Origin of the sequence: Psychrobacillus sp. FSL K6-4046, assembly GCF_038624605.1 — a bacterium.
Lineage (GTDB): Bacteria > Bacillota > Bacilli > Bacillales_A > Planococcaceae > Psychrobacillus.
On record NZ_CP152020.1, the window covers coordinates 555856 to 574418 of the forward strand.

Consider the following 18563-nt stretch of genomic DNA (forward strand, 5'->3'; position numbering starts at 1 on the left):
AACACCTATTTACTATATCCACTCAACCGATTATAGTAATATTATTTGATTCGTTCGTAGTGGAGGGTTTTTATGGTTTCAACTGTATTAGCAATTATCATTTTTATTATCACTCTCGCATTAGTTATTTTACAGCCTAGAAATTTGTCCATCGGCTGGTCTGCATGCGGGGGGGCGGTAGTAGCCCTTCTAGTTGGAGTAGTTGATTTACAGGATGTACTCGATGTGACAAGTATCGTATGGAATGCGACTCTTGCCTTTATAGGAATCATCATCATTTCTTTAATCTTAGATGAAATAGGATTCTTTGAATGGTCTGCACTCCATGTAGCGAGAGCTGCAAAAGGTAATGGAGTCCGTATGTTTATATTTGTAACTGTTTTAGGTGCGGTAGTTTCCGCTTTGTTTGCCAATGACGGAGCTGCACTAATTTTAACTCCAATTGTTCTAGCGATGGTACGCAACTTGAACTTCAATGAAAAAATGGTTTTTCCGTTTATCATGGCGAGCGGATTTATCGCAGATACTACGTCACTTCCATTTGTCATAAGTAATCTAGTCAACATTGTATCTGCTGACTTTTTCGGAATTGGATTTGTAGAGTATGCATCCAGAATGATTGTGCCTAACTTATTTTCATTGGTAGCTAGTATCCTCGTGCTTTATTTATTCTTCCGAAAAAGTATTCCCAAAAATTATGACACCGCTGATTTGAAGAGTCCGATGGAAGCAGTAAAAGATGTGAAAATGTTCAAGCTATCCTGGTATGTATTAGCGATCTTACTGATAGGCTACTTCTCTAGCGAATTTATTGGAGTACCTGTTTCCTTTGTAGTGGGAGTTATTTCGATTTTCTTCTTAATTATGGCTAGAAGAAGCCCTTCAATTGAAACCGGTAAAATTATTAAGGGAGCACCTTGGAATATTGTTTTCTTTTCAATTGGAATGTACGTTGTTGTCTACGGACTACAAAACGTCGGGATGACGTCGATTTTAGCGGATGTGATACAGTCAGCAGCAGACCAGGGTCTTTTTGTTGGAACAATATCGATGGGCTTTATAGCTGCTATACTTTCTTCAGTAATGAATAACCTTCCGACAGTCATGATTGATGCGTTAGCCATTGCGGAAACATCCACAACTGGAATTATGCGTGAAGCTCTTATTTATGCTAACGTTATAGGCTCTGATCTTGGACCAAAAATTACTCCAATTGGGTCGCTTGCCACATTGATATGGCTGCATGTGCTCTCTAGAAAAGGAGTAAAAGTTTCCTGGGGCACCTACTTTAAAGTAGGAATCGTTCTTACTGTACCAACCCTTTTTATAACGCTGGTAGGTCTCTATATTTGGCTACTCATTATTTTATAAAAAAACGTCTGAGTTTATCGCTCAGACGTTTTTTTGTATGGAGTGTTGCGAGGCTTATCACCGTTGATCAGAATTTATCACCGCTTAACGAGTTTTCCTAATTCTTAGCCCATGCATGATTTAGTTTGCATCCCCTTGCTTATTCGGGAACCAGTTGAGTGAATTGGAAAAAGAGTAGAGATACTCGTTTAGCTCGTCAGGAGAGGTAGCAAATTGATTGCTATGCCATTCCACTAAAATACCCATAATGGCGTTGGTTTGGTAGCTAACAAAATACTCCATTTTTTCATCTGGAAGGTAGTCGATGGAATTCATCGTCATTTCCTTCATCATTTTTCGGATCGCGTGAAATAACTTGTAATAGTACTTAACGGGATTGGCTTCATCAAAAATGATTTGGTAAAACCCTTCATACCTTTTTACGTGATGAAAGATAATAATCATATCGGATTTTAAATTTTGTATATTAAAGTCAGTTTGATGATATGGCTCTTCGTAAGACTTTCTTAAATCGTCTATGATTTCCTCGAAATAGCTTTCAAAAACACCATGTACATTTTGATAGTGAAGGTAAAAGGTGCCTCTATTAATTTTGGCACACCGACAAAGCTCAGCAATATTAATGGATTCTAACGGTTTAGTTTTAAGTAGTATTAGAAGTGCATTTCGCAGGCTTTCTTGTGTTTTTATAATCCGTAAATCAGTTTTCATTATTTTCCTCCAAATGATAATAAACATATTTTTGGATTTCGTCCTATAATGTACATTTTTAGATTTTGTGTTGTTTGTGAAAAGTAGTTAGATTAAGTATAATTTTAAATGAACAGGTGTACAATAAAATATCCTTAAAGGAGGAAAAAATCATGAAATTACAAGACAAAGTAGCTATCGTAACTGGAGCAGCATCCGGTATGGGTAAAGCAATCGCAGAAGGCTATGCAGCAGAAGGTGCAAAAGTTGTCGTATCGGACATGAATTTAGAAGGTGCGAAAGCGGTTGCAGAAGCAATCATAGCTAATGGTGGAACTGCATTTGCAATTGACACAAATGTAACTAAGGATGACGATCTTACTCGTTTATTTGATGAAACGGTTAAAACGTATGGCAAGCTAGATATCCTTGTAAATAACGCTGGAATTATGGATGGCATGGAGCCAGTAAATGAAATTTCAGATGCACGCTGGGATATGGTATTTGCAGTGAATACTACAGCAACAATGAAAACAATGCGTATTGCAACTGACCTTTTCTTAAAACAAGGAAGCGGTGTAATTGTTAACAACATTTCTGCTGGTGGTCTTTATGGAGGACGTGCTGGGGCAGCTTATACAGCTTCTAAGCATGCAGTTGTTGGTTTAACTAAAAACACAGCATTCATGTTTGCTGACAAAGGAATCCGTTGTAACGGAATTGCACCAGGTGCAGTAATAACAAATATCTCTTCCACTATGAACAACGTGAGCCCATACGGAGCTGGAAAACAACAGCTAGGTATGCCATTAAACCCACGTGCTGGACAACCTGAAGAAATCGCAAAACTTGCTATCTTCTTAGGCTCTGAAGATGCTAGCTTCATCAATGGTGTAGTAGTAACAGCTGATGGCGGTTGGACTACTTACTAATAGGTAAAAAAATTCTCAACCACTGAAGTTACTTTTAACTTCAGTGGTTTTTTATATTTGTAAATAGGATGAAACCTTTGGTTGCATTTTCTCGTATAAAAGATATAACTCATAGGTAAGGTAGCTTAAAATAGCTCCAATTTAAAATGGTGATAAGAACAGAAATCCCTTACAGTTGTAGGAGTTATATCCAATTGTTAAACTATAATATAAAACGATAAGGGAGAGTGCATAATGGAAATTTTAAGAAGATTCCGTGACATTATGTCGAGTAACATCAATGCTTTATTGGATAAGGCAGAGGATCCAGAAAAAATGATTGACCAATACTTACGCGACCTAAATAGAGATCTTGGTAAAGTAAAATCTGAAACAGCAACAATTATGGCTGCTGAAAAACGTGCGACACGCGAGCTAGAGGAGTGTCAAAAAGATATCGCAAATATGCAAAAGTATGCAATAAAGGCATTAGAAGCAGGTAATGAAGAGGATGCAAGGAAATTCCTGAGCAAAAAGGCAGAATGCACGGCGAAGGAAACCGATTTAAAAACGGCAAAAGAATTAGCCTCCGCGAATACGGTTCAAATGAGACAAATGCACGATAAGCTAGTAGAGGATATTGGAGAACTGGAATCTAGAAGATCCATTCTTAAAGGAAAAGCTTCTGTAGCCAAGACTCAGAAGAGGGTCAACGAATTTGCAACTTCCGTAGGAGGGGCAACTCGTTCAATGTCTGCATTTGATAAAATGGAAGCTAGAATAAACCAGGAGCTAGATGAAGCAAATGCAATGGCTGAGCTAAACAAAGGCACAGGTGAAAACATTGAGGATCTTGCTTCTAAGTATGATACAGATTCAAATGTGGAAAACGAACTTTCTGCACTGAAGGCTCAATTAAACGTAGATGATGAGCTGGCAGCTTTAAAGGAACAGCTACAAACGAAAGAAGAATAGAGTAGACATAATAAATAGGCTGTGGCATACGCTGCAGCCTATTTAAAAAATAGTACGAAAAGGCGAGGAGCGAAAAGATGGTTATCCATTATAAATGTCCAAACTGTGGATCTGATATGGAATTTGACAGCACTTCAGGTATGTTGTCCTGTAATAGCTGTGGTAGAAAGGATAACATAGAGGACTTCTCAGATGAATATATTACGACGACATTTGAGGAGGACGAAGCAAAGCAATACAATTGCAACAACTGTGGAGCTGTTATTATCACGGAGGCAGATACGACAGCCACTAGCTGCAGTTTTTGTGGAGCGGCTGTAGTATTAGGGGACAGATTGTCCGGTGATCTTGCTCCTGCTAAGGTTATTCCCTTTACCATTAATAAGGAACAGGCGATGGAAGCATTTCGTAAATGGTGTAAGAACGGTCGGCTAACACCTGCTGGATTTATGACTGCGGACAGAGTAAAAGGAATCACCGGGATCTATGTGCCCTTTTGGCTGTATGATTTAGATACAAAGGCAAAAGTCGATGCAGTTGGTACAAAGGTGAGAACCTATACAAGAGGTGACTATATTTATACGGAAACTAAGTTCTATGATGTATATCGAGATTTAGATCTTAGGTATGTAAAGGTACCTGTTGATGCATCTGAAAAGCTGGACGATGAGCTAATGGATAAGCTGGAGCCGTATGATTACAGCAATTTAAAGGATTTTAAAACTCCTTATTTAGCAGGCTATATTGCGGAAAAATACAATTATACAGACCAGGAACTATTCTCTAGAGTCAAAACGAAGGTGCAGCCATACATAGACAGTTATATTATCTCTTCAGTTGCTGGTTACTTCTCCGTTCAATATAAAAATAAACAAATTAATACAAATAAGAAAACGGCACACTATGTCCTTTTACCAGTTTGGATGGTTTATTATGATTTTGGCAATAAAGAGCATATTTTTGCTATGAATGGCCAGACAGGAAAAGTAGTAGGAAAGCCACCGCTTAGTATGGGCAAGGTTGCTGGCTGGTTTAGTGGTATAGCTGCCGCGTCCTTTATTATACTGAAGGGCATTTCCTTTGCAGTTGGTGGTGTTCTATGGTGAAAAAGTATTCTATTTTATTCATTGCACTATTCCTTTTATTGCTTCCTATAGGACTAACCGAAGCAGCCGACACAAAGCAACGCGTTTTTGATGAGGCAGGGCTATTATCTGCTAGCGAGATAGAAGCACTAGAGAAACTGTCATCCGAATATAGCGAGAAAAACGAAACAGATTTTGTATTCCTTACAACTGATGGAGCAGATGATAAGGGTCTAGATACTTACGTAGAAGACTTTGCAGATCGAACAGGAATTGGCTACGGAAAGCACAATGGCAGTGCTGCCATTGTAGGCATAGATATGGCCAGCAGAGATGTTGTATTAAGGGGCTTCGATAAAGCTAAGGAATACCTTGATGATCAAAGAATGGATCTACTCAGAGATAAAATAACTCCTTCCCTATCAGTGGGAAACTATTACGAAGCATTTAGTGATTTTATCCTTACCGCGGATAAATATATGGAATATAATCCTGGTGTAAATCCTGAAAGTATCCTTTTCAAATGGTGGTTCCAGCTTGGAGCTTCTCTAGCTCTTGGCGGTATAATTGTTGGTATGATGGCATTTAACTCGGGAGGTAGGGTAACAGTAAATAGTAGAACCTACTTTGAAGAAAATAATTCAAGAATAAACAGTAAGCGTGATGTCTTCGTCAATCAAACGGTTTCCAAAGTAAAGAAGCCTACGAACAATAATAATGGTGGAGGAAGCAGTGGTGGCGGAGTTACAAGTGGTGGTAGATCATTTAGCGGAAGTAGCGGGAAATTTTAACAGTTAAAGCTTACTTAATCATGAAGGGAATGAGGATATGTCTTTTTTTAGAAACCAATTTTCAGATGTGGTGGAATGGCGAGAATTCAGAGAAGATATGATTTTTTGGAAGTGGAGCAATGAAGAAATTAAGAAAGGGAGTAAGCTAATCATTCGACCTGGTCAGGACGCTGTGTTTTTCAATGGTGGACGCATCGAAGGAGTCTTCGAGGACGACGGCGAATATGATATTGAGTCTCAAATCATACCGTTTCTTTCTACATTAAAAGGGTTTAGATTTGGATTTAATAGTGGGATGCGCGTGGAGGTTCTTTTCGTCAATACGAAGGAATTTACTGTAAAATGGGGAACACAGAATCCAATTAATATTCCAACGCCTCAGATGCCAGGTGGAATGCCTATTCGAGCGAACGGAACATTCAACTTTAAAGTAAATGACTACATGGCCCTAATCGACAAGATTGCTGGTGTTCGCACAAGCTATCTAGTAGAGGACATTAAAATTCGTATTACCTCTGTTTTAGATCAGCTATTAATGAAATGGATTAGCAAAGAAGGCAAGGATATGTTCAACCTTCAGGCTAATGCCTCAGATATAGCTAGCGGTATTAAAGACGATTTAGACATGCAAATCATGGATATGGGGATGAAAATCACTGGCTTCCATATTATGAGCTTCAATTATCCTAAGGAGATTCAAGATATGATTACCAAAAATGCTTCTCATGGCATGATTGGAGATCTCTCTAAATATCAGCAGGTTTCTGTTACAGATGCAATGGCCTCTGGAAAGCTTTCTGGATCAGGCACGGCTTCAGACATGGCAGGAATGATGATGGGTATGAACATGGCAAATGAAATGATGAAAAACATGAACCAAAGTAACCCGAGCCAAGGTCAAAGCCAGTCTTCATCACAAAATAACCAATCGAGCAGTGGAAACTCAAGCAATGGTCAAATGCCAAACTTCTGTCCAAACTGCGGACAAAAAACAACTGGTGCCAACTTCTGTCCGAACTGTGGACAAAAGCTAGTTTAATCCAATAAATATGTAAACAAGGGATAATCACAACCTGTTCGGGTGGATTATCCCTTTATTGTGGGTCAGGTTAAGCTAAGCGGTGATAAATCTGTGCGAACGATGATAAAACTAAGTAACGTAAGAGTAAAGTGTGATCATATCTTGCGCTGCTAACTGAATCTAACGAAAACCTATGCTATATTATTCATAGGGATTTACGAAAGGATGTTTGGAATGGCAAAACGCTTAGTATTAGCAGAAAAACCATCTGTGGCAAGAGATATTGCAAGAGTACTTAAATGTGATAAAAAAGGAAATGGCTATATAGAGGGTAAAGATTATGTAGTGACTTGGGCTCTAGGGCACCTCGTAACATTAGCAGACCCAGAAAGCTATGATGTTAAATATAAAACATGGAATTTAGAAGATTTACCGATGTTACCAGAAAGCCTTAAACTGTCTGTGATTAAACAATCAGGTAAACAATATAATGCTGTTAAATCGCAGCTTACACGTGGTGATATTAATGAGATTATTATTGCTACCGATGCTGGACGAGAAGGCGAGCTAGTTGCGCGCTGGATTATCGCTAAAGCAAAGGTGAATAAGCCGGTTAAACGTCTTTGGATTTCATCCGTAACAGATAAAGCGATCAAGGATGGCTTTGCAAACTTAAAACCAGGTAAAGCATATGAAAACCTTTATGCTTCTGCAGTAGCCCGTTCTGAGGCAGATTGGTACATTGGGCTTAATGCCAGCCGTGCACTATCTACCAAATTTAATGCACAGCTTAATTGTGGACGAGTTCAGACTCCAGTAGTGGCGATTATTGCAAAGCGTGAGGATGAGATCAAGCATTTCAAAGCGCAAACCTACTATGGAATTGAAGCGCAAACAGTAGATAATTTAAAGCTTACTTGGCAGGATGCAAAAGGAAATGGTCGTAGCTTTGAAAAAGAAAAAGTAGACGCGATCGTGAAAAAGCTTGGTAAAGGTAACGCTACCGTAACAGAAATTGAGAAAAAGCCGAAGAAGTCATTCGCCCCTGGCCTGTATGATTTAACTGAGCTGCAACGTGATGCCAATAAAATCTTTGGCTACTCTGCAAAAGATACGTTGAATATCATGCAAAAGCTGTATGAGCAACACAAGGTATTAACTTATCCACGTACAGATTCACGTTTCATCTCATCCGATATTGTGAGCACTCTCCCAGAACGTTTGAAAGCCTGCGCGGTGGGTGAGTATCGACCATTAGCAAATAAAATCTTAAGCAAGCCTATCAAGTCCTCTAAATCATTTGTAGATGACAGCAAGGTATCGGATCACCATGCAATTATACCAACGGAAGGTTATGTAAACTTCTCTGCCTTCAATGATAAGGAACGTAAAATTTATGATTTAGTTGTAAAACGTTTCCTAGCGGTGATGTTCCCTGCATTTGAGTACGAACAATTAACGTTGCGTGCGAAAATTGGTGACGAGAACTTTGTTGCTAGAGGAAAAACGATATTAGTGAGTGGTTGGAAAGAAGTTTATCAAAATCATATGGAAGATGAGTCAACGGAGGATTTAAAGGAACAGATTTTACCACGCATCGAAAAGGGAGATTCTTTACATGTTAAGTTAATAGCTCAAACGTCGGGTCAAACAAAATCACCTGCACGTTTCAATGAAGCTACGTTACTAACTGCAATGGAAAACCCTACAAAATATATGGAAACGCAGGATAAACAGCTCGCGGACACGTTAAAATCCACCGGTGGACTAGGGACAGTTGCAACTCGTGCGGATATCATTGATAAGCTATTCAACTCATTTTTAATTGAGAAGCGTGGGAAAGATATTCATATTACATCAAAAGGCCGTCAGCTGCTTGACCTAGTACCTGAAGAGTTAAAATCTCCGACGTTAACTGGTGAGTGGGAGCAAAAGCTGGAAGCAATCGCTAAAGGGAAATTGAAAAAAGAAGTTTTCATAGCCGAAATGAAGAACTATACGAAAGAAATCGTTTCTGATATTAAAGGCAGTAATAAAAAATATAAGCACGACAATATATCCACTAAAACTTGTCCTGACTGTGGAAAACCTATGCTTGAAGTGAACGGCAAAAAAGGTAAAATGCTTGTGTGTCAAGATCGGGAATGTGGTCACCGTAAAAATGTGGCACGCGTGACTAACGCTCGTTGCCCACAATGTAAGAAAAAGTTAGAGCTTCGCGGGGAAGGTGATGGTCAAATCTTCGTATGTAAATGTGGTCACCGTGAGAAGCTATCTGCTTTTGAGGCTCGTCGCAAAAAAGAAGGCGGCGGTAAAGTAGATAAAAAATCAGTGCAGCAGTACTTGAAAAAGCAAAATAAAGAAGAAGAACCGATTAATAATGCATTTGCGGATTTATTAAAAGGTATAAAATTCGATAAATAACTACAAAAGATGAGTTGGATCATATTTGACCAGCTCATTTTTTGTACAAAAAAAGTGCTCATTAAAACACAAAAAAGACCTTCTTCAAGGTCTAGTCATTTCAGTTCGCTATTTACATGTTCGCGAATGATAAGTAATTCAATAACATCTTGTGAGGAATAGGAATAAGGTGCATTTTCAGGTATGAGTTCATTAAATTGTTTTACTAGGTCATTAAGGATGTCTACATAAAAATCGTTTAAGTTTATCATTTTGTTCTCCTTTTTCTTTTTTAGAAGCATGAACTATTCTATTTCATTTTATTCATCCGACTTGAATTTATTATTCTCGAAAATTTAAAATCATTTCATTTGCATACCCCTAAAGGGTATCATATACTGTAAATAAGAATAGGAGGTTGGTTACTTGGACAATGTAATAGAGGAAAATACAATATTACCAACTGATTTGTCCTGTAGGAAAAGTCACCATCCTGATCATGTAAAAAAAGATTTAACCAATAGACTGAATCGGGTGGAAGGTCAAATCCGGGGTATTAAAGGGATGGTTGAGAAGGATATCTATTGTGATGATATTATCACTCAGCTGTCGGCAACTCAGTCGGCTTTAAATAGTGTCGCTAAAGTTCTTTTGCAAGGGCATTTAAAAGGCTGCGTAGCTGAAAGGCTAGCAGAAGGCGATGAAGAAGTATTAGATGAATTACTTGTGACGATTCAAAAACTAATGAGAAAATAGGAGGAATGGAAATGTTAAATCAAGTTACATTAGAAGTTAAAGGTATGTCATGTGGACATTGCGTTAAGTCAGTAGAAACGAGTGTAGGTAATCTTGATGGCGTAGAGCAAGTAAAAGTCTATTTGGAATCGGGCAAAGTAGATGTTTCCTATGAAGAAGATAAAGTTACTCTAGCTAAAATTAAAGATGCGATCGATGAGCAAGGCTACGACGTTCAATAATAGATAGGGTGCTAATTAGCACTCTCTTTATTTAATCTGAATATACCCCCTAGCCGTATGTGAGGAGAGGTAATGAAAATGGATAACAACATAAAGCAGACCAGCTACAAGATAACAGGTATGACCTGTGCAGCATGCTCCGCGAGAATTGAAAAGGTTATTAACAAAATGGACGGTGTAGAAGAAGCTAATGTTAATTTGGCACTAGAGAAATCTGTCATTAAATATGACCCGGAGAAAGTGACAGAGGAAGACTTTGAGAAAAAAATTGAGGCACTTGGTTATGGTGTGGTGAAAGAAAAAAAAGAATTTGCTATTACCGGCATGACTTGTGCAGCATGCTCAGCCCGTATTGAAAAAGGTTTAAATAGATTAGAAGGTGTAAGCTCTGCCAATGTGAACCTAGCGCTGGAGCGAGCAACTGTAGAATTTAACCCTTCCAATCTTACGGTAAATGACATTATCGAAAAGGTAGAAAAGCTAGGGTATGGGGCAATTATAAAATCTCAGGATAAAGAGACGGTTGACTACCGAGAGGAAGCAATCAAGAAGCAAAAGACAAAGTTTATTATTGCAGCGATCTTTTCCTTACCACTTCTATGGACGATGGTCGGTCATTTTTCTTTTACAACGTTTCTATATGTACCTGAATTTTTGATGAATCCGTGGGTGCAAATGGCACTAGCAACACCTGTTCAATTTATCATTGGGGGACAGTTTTATATTAGTGCTTACAAAGCATTGAAAAATGGTAGTGCTAATATGGATGTCCTTGTCGTGTTAGGTACATCGGCGGCTTATTTTTATAGTGTTTATCAAGCTATTATAACGGTCGGTGAACACCATTCGGCTCAGCTTTACTTTGAAACAAGTGCGGTCCTGATTACGCTTATTTTATTAGGGAAATTATTCGAAGCGAAGGCGAAGGGACGTTCATCAGAGGCCATCAAAAAATTAATGGGTCTTCAAGCGAAAACTGCATTGGTACTAAGAGATGGCTCTGAGTTAATGATTCCCATTGAGGAAGTGCTAGTAGGTGATACGATCCTTGTGAAGCCAGGGGAGAAAATTCCGGTCGATGGAATAGTAGTAGATGGAAATAGTGCAGTTGATGAATCCATGCTAACCGGAGAGAGTATACCTGTTGATAAAGTACCTGGAGCTTCATTGTTTGGGTCAACTATCAATAAAAACGGATCCATTCAAATGCAGGCAACAAAAATTGGAAGAGACACCGCGCTTGCTCAAATTATTAAAGTAGTAGAGGACGCTCAAGGATCAAAAGCTCCTATTCAGCGTTTGGCAGATAAAATCTCGGGGATTTTCGTTCCCATTGTAGTAGGAATTGCAATTGTTACATTTCTCATTTGGTTCCTCCTCGTCGATCCCGGAGAAATTACGCCAGCACTGGAAGCGTTAATAGCAGTTCTCGTCATAGCTTGTCCATGTGCGTTAGGCCTTGCAACACCAACTTCGATAATGGCTGGCTCTGGCCGGGCTGCAGAGTTTGGAATATTGTTTAAGGGTGGCGAACATTTAGAAACGACACACCATATTGACACGGTAGTTGTAGATAAAACTGGCACAGTCACTTATGGGAAGCCAAAGCTAACAGATGTAATGGTGGCAGAGGGAATAAAAGAACTCGACTTTCTTTCATATATCGGGGCTGCTGAAAAACAGTCTGAACATCCTCTGGCAGAGGCGATTGTGGATGGCATAAAAGGACGTGAAATAACGCTGCAGCAAGTCACATCTTTCGAGGCAATTCCTGGTTTCGGTGTAAAAGCAATGATCAATGATCAGGAAGTACTGGTTGGGACTAAAAAATTAATGAATCAAAACAATGTCCAAATAGCGGCCATTCTTAATCAAATGGAGGAACTAGAGGCACAAGGAAAGACAGCTATGCTCGCAAGTATAGATGGAAAATACGCTGGTATGATAGCTGTTGCTGACACCATTAAGGAATCTTCCATTCAGGCAATTCAACGATTGAAGGATATGAACATTGAGGTCATGATGATCACAGGTGATAATCAGCTAACAGCTGCGGCAATAGGAAAACAGGCTGGAATTGACCATGTTATAGCGGAGGTGCTTCCTGAAGGTAAGGCAGAGGAAATTAAAAAACTGCAATCCTTGGGGAAAAAAGTAGCGATGGTTGGAGACGGCATCAATGATGCACCTGCATTAGCAGTTGCCAATATAGGAATGGCGATTGGCACAGGAACAGATGTAGCCATGGAGGCAGCTGATATTACATTAATTCGCGGAGATTTAAACAGTATTGCGGATGCTATTATAATGAGTCGCAAAACAATGAGAAATATTAAGCAAAATCTATTCTGGGCATTTGCCTATAATGTATTAGGTATCCCAATCGCAGCAGTCGGTTTGCTCGCACCATGGGTTGCTGGAGCAGCCATGGCATTTAGTTCTGTTTCGGTAGTTTTGAACGCTTTACGTTTACAACGCGTTAAATTGGATAAATAGAGTAATAAGGAAAACGGCTGCTGAGTGGCGGTCGTTTTCTTTACATAAGAAAAATACTATTTAATATAGACGATGCATAAAGAGGAGCGAGATAGATGAAGAAGATAGCTATAACAGGATTATGCTCATTATTTTTACTGGCAGGCTGTGGTGATGATAGTAAGGAAGCTGCAAAAGACACGAATACAGAGCAGGAGCATGCTCATATGGATCATATGGACGACGGTGGAGTAATTCCGGAGGGCTTGGCTGAGGCGGAGAACCCTAAATTTGAAGTAGGAAGCAAGGCCATAATAGAAGCAGATCATATGGAAGGCATGAACGGTGCAGAGGCTACTATTGTTGGTGCCTTCGATACAACTGTATATGCGGTTACTTACGAGTCTACAACGGATGGGAAAAAAGTAGAGAACCATAAATGGGTAATACATGAGGAATTAGAAGCTACGGATGGCAAGGGAATAGTTGGCTCTAATGTGATACTAAATGCTAAACACATGGAGGGAATGGACGGAGCAGAGGCTATCATTGAATCGTCTGAGGACACGACAGTTTACATGATTGATTACGTTTCGACTACCGATGATACTGAGGTTAAGAATCATAAATGGGTTACAGAGGATGAACTATCAGAAGCTAAGTGACCGAAAGCTCTATTGTTTAAATCTTAACTGTTAGGGAAAAATAATAAAAGTTACGCAAAACTTGAGGAGGGCTAATGATGAATACAAAGTATGAAGAATGTATAAAGGCGTGTTTAGAATGCCTAGAGGCTTGCAATCATTGTTATGACGCTTGTCTCAAGGAAGATCATGTAAAAATGATGGCAGGTTGCATACGTTTAGATCGTGAATGTGCAGATATTTGTGCATATGCAGTCCAGGCTATGACAAGAAATAGCCCGTTTGTGCAGGAAATTTGTAAGCTTTGTGCTCAAATTTGTGATGCATGTGGTGAAGAGTGTGCCAAACACGATCATGAACACTGTCAGAAATGTGCAGAATCTTGTCGTAAATGTGCTGAAATTTGTCGTCAAATGATCGCGTAAAAAAAGGTAAAATTACCAGACAGCTATATCTTTTTATAGCTGTCTTATTTTTATTCGTAAAATTAGGTATTTTATACTAATTGATAGAAAAATACATAAATTTTTAATTGATTATTATGCCTCATATCAACTTATGACTAAAGGTTATTTAATTATTTTGACAAATTAGTTAAACTATAAAGAACAATAAGGTACGGAAGGGATGGTGATTAGGATGAGCTTAGTTAAAGCGACTGGCAATGGGATGTCTAACTTTACGGCTAGTATAAAGACAGTACAACGTAAAGATGCAGGTCAGGCATATAGAAGGCACGCAGAGTATTTCCTACCAAAAACTCCCTCTTTAAATGATTTAGAAGAACTTTTACTGGGGAATAAAGAAAAAGAGAAAGACACACCAGAGCTTTCTGCTGCTATTCGTGAGTTTCAGCAAATGGAAAAGCAATCTATAATGGATATTAAGGGGCCGGGTATTCCCATACAAAGCATAGGAGGACCGACACCTGAAAAGACAATAGAACTATTGGAAAAGGTTCGCAGTCAAGCACTTGCAGAAACACCTGCAACGCCACAGCATTTATTGGTCGCTGCAAGTGCAACCTCGAAAATTAGACAAGAGCAAGCCCAGCTTACGTTAAATGAAATGGCGAATAGACAAATCAAGATTGAGGTTCAACGACAAAAGGATATAGAGTCTGAAGTGTTTAATCGCTCTATGCAGGTAGATTTTCAAACACCAAAGGTTTTGGAGGATGATTTGCAAAATCTACAAGCGAAGCGGTTAAAGGAGCAGGCAATTGCCAAATATTCTTATCAGGTTCATTTAAAAATGTATGGCTTTTCTGATCAACAACCGAGCTTTTTCCAGATAGCATAGGAGTAATAGAATGGCTAAAAAACAAAAAACCAATGCTGTCCGCATGCTGGAGCAGCAAAAAATACCATTTGAATTAATTGAATATGAGCTGACTGGCGATCAAGTGGATGGGGTAACTGTAGCAAATAAAATAGGCTACCCCGTTTTTGTCGTGTATAAAACACTACTTGTGACAGCCGGACCAAACAAATATTATGTCTGCATTATCCCTGTGGACCAGGAGTTACATCTCAAAAGAGTGGCAAGGGAGGTTGGAGAGAAAAAGGTGGAGCTGCTACATCTAAAGGATCTCCTCCCGACGACTGGATACATAAGAGGAGGCTGCTCTCCTATCGGAATGAAAAAGTTATTTCCAACCATTGTGGACAGTAGCGCAGAAAATAATGACTATATCATTGTTAGTGGAGGCAGGATAGGGCTTCAGGTGAAGGTGACACTAGCTGACTTACTTCACATGACGAATGGCAAAACGGCTTTAATTACCAATTCCAAAATGGACTAGCATTCTTCCTTCAAGCGATTATAATAGATATAGTTAGAAATGATTCCATTCCAACTGTTTAGTTGAGAATGGTTTTTTCGTTAAAGGAAAGTAGGACTGAATTATGAAGGAACTTGGTTTGCGTTGGGCCTTTTTTATAGTGGGCATAACGATTATGTCATTAGGAATTTCGATGACTATTAAAGGCTACTTGTTTGGTATAGGACCTTGGGATGTTTTACACGTTGGTCTTTTTAATCATTTAGGGTTATCCATTGGTACATGGGCTATTTTGACAGGCATTATAATTGTTTTCATTACAATGATCAGCACTAAAAAAATTCCTGCATTAGGTACATGGCTTAATATCTTGTTTGTAGGATCATTCATCGATATGTTTAATTGGCTTTTGCCTAATCCGACAGAATTCTTGGGTCAGGCAGTGATATTTATATTAGGGGTAATAGTTATGAGCATCGGGATCGGGATTTATGTATCACCGAATCTTGGCGCTGGACCAAGGGATTCTTTAATGCTTTTTATAATGGACAAGACAGGCTGGAGCTTAAAGAAGGTGCGGACAGGTATTGAAGTTATCGTAGCTATTGCCGGTTGGCTGCTTGGTGGACCGGTGGGGATTGGGACTATCCTTATTGCGTTTGGTCTTGGCCAGCTCGTGCATTACACATTACCCGCCTCACAAAAATATTTACAAAAGATAAGTGGCTATACACTACCCTTCATGAACAAAAGCGCTGAGAAGCATATATGATTCTCAGCGCTTTTTCATATTTTAAATTAGCGGAGCATACATTATCTATTGAATGAACCATAGAAAGGATGACTATTTGAACGGAACAATTACGCACTTTATGGGCAAATCTTATACAGGACAAGGTGTTAAAAACTTCTATAAGGAGATCATTCAGGAAGCAAAAAAGGTATATTTTTTTAAAGGGCCAGCAAGTTCTAGACTCTCAGATACGTTAAAGGAAATTGGATACGCAGCGATACGGAGAGGCAATGATATGGAATGGTTTTTAGATCCGCTAGATGAGGACGCAGTAGAGGCTGTTTATATTGTGGATACAAAAACACTTTATCTTCAAACAAATACTATTGATCCCTTCTTCTATGGGACTGGTCATGAATGGGTAACTTACTATGACGCCTATCAACCGGACAGACTTCGTGATGTGGGACTAGTTGTCCGTGATAAGCACCTTGAGGGAGAGGCTTGGCTAGCGAAGGGCTTGCAAGCACTATCCAGAGCTAAGCTCATCCATGATGATTGGGAGCAGCTCATCCAGCCGGGGATGGATTGGAAGGGCATTAATTCTTTATTAGAGGAACTTCAAAAGAAGCATATAGGATTCGTAAAGCTTCAAAAAAACCCTAAGCTGACTCATCGTTTAATGGGTTCGCTCACACCTTTAGGAGCAAAAGATACGTTTGCTTCCATTTCCAAAAATTTAAAAACCCGCTTGTATATAAAGGGACTGCCAGGGAGCGGAAAGTCCTCCTTTATGAAAAAGTTTGGAGAAGAAGCGAAATCGCACGGACTAGATGTTCAATACATTTGGTGCGGACTCGATGCAAATAGTATTGACGGGGTTGTGGTTCCAGAGCTTCAATTGAGCATTGTTGATGCAACAAGTCCTCATGTCTACGATCCAGAACGCGAGGGTGATGACATTGTTGATTTCTTCCCATATATTGACCAAACAAAATGGAGTGAAGAGGAATTGACGAAAATTCGAGAGGCTTATACGAGTGAAATGGAGCTTGCTACGGATTACATCAGTACCTATTTTGCAGAGGCGAAGCTTATTAAATCGCTTTACGACTCTGCAATAGATGAGGAAAAATGGAGAGAGATTCACGATAGAATGCTAGAAACAGTTGAGTGAGTAGGGTTTCCTACTCGCTTTTCTTTATTTGCGGGGAGCTCTGATTTTTCAAAGGGACATATCTTAGTCTTTCTTCTACAACAATGGTAAAATAAAGTGGAATATTTGTGTGAAAGGAAGATGAACTTGTCTAATGTATTAAATAGTTTTCTGACAGAAAACCTAGAGCAACTAAAGAGTCAAGGTCTATATAACGAAATCGATCCAGTAGAGGGAGCGAACGGACCAACAATTATAGTTGGCGGTAACGAGCTAATCAATCTATCCTCAAACAATTACCTGGGACTAGCTACAAATGATGAGTTGAAGCGTATTGCAAAAGAAACGATAGATAAATATGGTGTTGGAGCAGGAGCGGTACGTACGATTAACGGAACGCTAGATCTACACGTAAAGCTAGAAGAAAAGCTTGCTGAATTCAAGGGGACAGAAGCAGCAATCTCTTATCAATCTGGTTTTAACTGTAATATGGCTGCTATATCTGCCGTAATGGATAAAAATGACGCGATTCTATCTGACCAATTAAACCATGCATCTATTATCGATGGCTGTCGTCTATCTAAAGCCAAAATCATTCCATTCAATCACTCCGACATGGAGGATCTTCGCAAGAAAGCAAAGGAAGCAACAGAATCAGGCCAGTACAATAAAGTAATGGTCATTACAGATGGTGTGTTTTCTATGGATGGTGACATCGCGAAGCTTCCAGAAATCGTAGAAATAGCAAAAGAGTTTGACCTAATCACCTATGTGGATGATGCACATGGCTCTGGTGTGACAGGTAAGGGTAAAGGTACAGTGAAGCACTTTGGACTAGAAAAAGAAATTGATTTCCAAATCGGTACTCTTTCCAAAGCAATCGGAGTAGTTGGCGGATACGTTGCAGGGAAGAAGGACTTAATCGACTGGTTAAAAGTTCGTTCACGTCCATTCCTATTTTCTACAGCCTTACCACCTGGCGATGTAGCAGCAATCACTGCAGCAGTCCAAATGATTATCGATTCTACAGAGCTTCATGACAAGCTATGGGAAAATGGAGACTACCTTAAAGCTGGCCTATCGAAGCTTGGATTTAACATCGGTGACTCTGAAACACCAATCACTCCATGCATCATCGGAGACGAAAAGCTAACGCAACAATTCTCTAAACGACTGTTTGAAGAAGGTGTCTACGCGAAATCTATCGTGTTCCCAACAGTACCAAAAGGAACCGGCCGAGTGCGCAACATGCCAACAGCAGCCCATACAAAAGAAATGCTAGACGAAGCCATCGCTACCTATGAAAAAGTAGGAAAAGAGCTAGGCGTAATTAAATAAGAACGAATAACCGCTACCAATTGATTTGGTAGCTTTTTTTGTGGGGTGAGGTGGCAATTGGAATAAAAGACTGGGCAAGTCATAGGGGAATGGAGCTAGGGGGGGAATGTTGAACCGCCCATAAACATGCGGAATGCGCCCGTAAATAGGTTAGAAGTGTCCTATAAAAAGAAGAAAATACCCCATAAAGAGTGGAGGCGCCCGTAAACT

General features: G+C 39.4%; 19 protein-coding genes. 17 read left to right on the forward strand and 2 right to left on the reverse strand.

Annotated features, from left to right (window positions below; all coding sequences use genetic code 11):
* Positions 1-72 precede the first annotated feature (72 nt).
* A complete protein-coding gene (locus MKY09_RS02715) occupies positions 73-1371 on the forward strand; it encodes an arsenic transporter (protein ID WP_342567517.1) in 1299 nt (432 codons plus the stop codon).
* 120 nt (positions 1372-1491) lie between these two features.
* On the opposite strand, the gene MKY09_RS02720 is transcribed toward MKY09_RS02715, so the two are convergent.
* Entirely contained in the window at positions 1492-2082 is a 591-nt protein-coding gene (locus MKY09_RS02720; protein ID WP_169360856.1) for a TetR/AcrR family transcriptional regulator, read from the reverse strand.
* Positions 2083-2234: 152 nt separating this feature from the next.
* Here MKY09_RS02720 and MKY09_RS02725 point away from each other — a divergent pair, with 152 nt between their 5' ends.
* From MKY09_RS02725 to MKY09_RS02750, 6 genes are all read left to right on the forward strand, one after another.
* On the forward strand, positions 2235-2993 hold the full coding sequence (locus tag MKY09_RS02725; protein WP_169360857.1) for a glucose 1-dehydrogenase: 759 nt from the start codon (positions 2235-2237) through the stop codon (positions 2991-2993).
* 234 nt (positions 2994-3227) lie between these two features.
* Positions 3228-3947, forward strand: coding sequence for a PspA/IM30 family protein (locus tag MKY09_RS02730; protein WP_298473700.1), 720 nt, complete (start codon positions 3228-3230; stop codon positions 3945-3947).
* Between the two features lie 77 nt (positions 3948-4024).
* Positions 4025-5053, forward strand: a complete 1029-nt coding sequence (locus MKY09_RS02735; RefSeq protein WP_342567518.1) for a TFIIB-type zinc ribbon-containing protein — start codon at positions 4025-4027, stop codon at positions 5051-5053.
* Positions 5047-5823, forward strand: a complete 777-nt coding sequence (locus MKY09_RS02740) for a TPM domain-containing protein (protein WP_342567519.1) — start codon at positions 5047-5049, stop codon at positions 5821-5823. The genes MKY09_RS02735 and MKY09_RS02740 overlap by 7 nt, the downstream gene beginning before the upstream one ends.
* A 37-nt stretch (positions 5824-5860) precedes the next feature.
* Entirely contained in the window at positions 5861-6862 is a 1002-nt protein-coding gene (locus tag MKY09_RS02745; RefSeq protein ID WP_342567520.1) for an SPFH domain-containing protein, read from the forward strand.
* Positions 6863-7078: 216 nt separating this feature from the next.
* The gene (locus MKY09_RS02750; RefSeq protein WP_342567521.1) at positions 7079-9268 is read left to right on the forward strand and encodes a DNA topoisomerase III; all 2190 of its coding nucleotides are present in this window, start codon (positions 7079-7081) and stop codon (positions 9266-9268) included.
* A gap of 95 nt (positions 9269-9363) precedes the next feature.
* On the opposite strand, the gene MKY09_RS02755 is transcribed toward MKY09_RS02750, so the two are convergent.
* Positions 9364-9519 (reverse strand): hypothetical protein, encoded by a 156-nt coding sequence (locus tag MKY09_RS02755; RefSeq protein WP_169360863.1) that lies wholly within the window; start codon positions 9517-9519, stop codon positions 9364-9366.
* A gap of 154 nt (positions 9520-9673) precedes the next feature.
* On the opposite strand from MKY09_RS02755, the gene MKY09_RS02760 reads away from it, so the two are divergent.
* The 10 genes from MKY09_RS02760 (at position 9674) to MKY09_RS02805 (ending at position 18353) form a co-directional block, all read left to right on the forward strand.
* Entirely contained in the window at positions 9674-10003 is a 330-nt protein-coding gene (locus MKY09_RS02760) for a metal-sensing transcriptional repressor (protein ID WP_342567522.1), read from the forward strand.
* An 11-nt stretch (positions 10004-10014) separates the two neighbouring features.
* Complete coding sequence (gene copZ / locus MKY09_RS02765) at positions 10015-10224, forward strand: copper chaperone CopZ (protein ID WP_298473718.1); 210 nt, start codon at positions 10015-10017, stop codon at positions 10222-10224.
* Positions 10225-10302: 78 nt separating this feature from the next.
* Positions 10303-12720 (forward strand): heavy metal translocating P-type ATPase, encoded by a 2418-nt coding sequence (locus tag MKY09_RS02770; RefSeq protein WP_298473721.1) that lies wholly within the window; start codon positions 10303-10305, stop codon positions 12718-12720.
* A gap of 95 nt (positions 12721-12815) precedes the next feature.
* Positions 12816-13364, forward strand: a complete 549-nt coding sequence (locus MKY09_RS02775) for a YdhK family protein (protein ID WP_251553488.1) — start codon at positions 12816-12818, stop codon at positions 13362-13364.
* A 77-nt stretch (positions 13365-13441) separates the two neighbouring features.
* Positions 13442-13768, forward strand: a complete 327-nt coding sequence (locus MKY09_RS02780) for a four-helix bundle copper-binding protein (RefSeq protein WP_342568207.1) — start codon at positions 13442-13444, stop codon at positions 13766-13768.
* Positions 13769-13982: 214 nt separating this feature from the next.
* Positions 13983-14645 (forward strand): hypothetical protein, encoded by a 663-nt coding sequence (locus tag MKY09_RS02785; protein WP_342567523.1) that lies wholly within the window; start codon positions 13983-13985, stop codon positions 14643-14645.
* Positions 14646-14655: 10 nt separating this feature from the next.
* On the forward strand, positions 14656-15147 hold the full coding sequence (ybaK, locus tag MKY09_RS02790) for a Cys-tRNA(Pro) deacylase (RefSeq protein ID WP_342567524.1): 492 nt from the start codon (positions 14656-14658) through the stop codon (positions 15145-15147).
* 103 nt (positions 15148-15250) lie between these two features.
* Positions 15251-15898, forward strand: coding sequence for a YitT family protein (locus tag MKY09_RS02795; RefSeq protein ID WP_342567525.1), 648 nt, complete (start codon positions 15251-15253; stop codon positions 15896-15898).
* Positions 15899-15974: 76 nt separating this feature from the next.
* Positions 15975-17036, forward strand: a complete 1062-nt coding sequence (locus MKY09_RS02800) for a hypothetical protein (RefSeq protein WP_342567526.1) — start codon at positions 15975-15977, stop codon at positions 17034-17036.
* A 126-nt stretch (positions 17037-17162) separates the two neighbouring features.
* Positions 17163-18353, forward strand: a complete 1191-nt coding sequence (locus MKY09_RS02805; protein WP_342567527.1) for a glycine C-acetyltransferase — start codon at positions 17163-17165, stop codon at positions 18351-18353.
* The last annotated feature ends 210 nt before the right edge of the window (positions 18354-18563 follow it).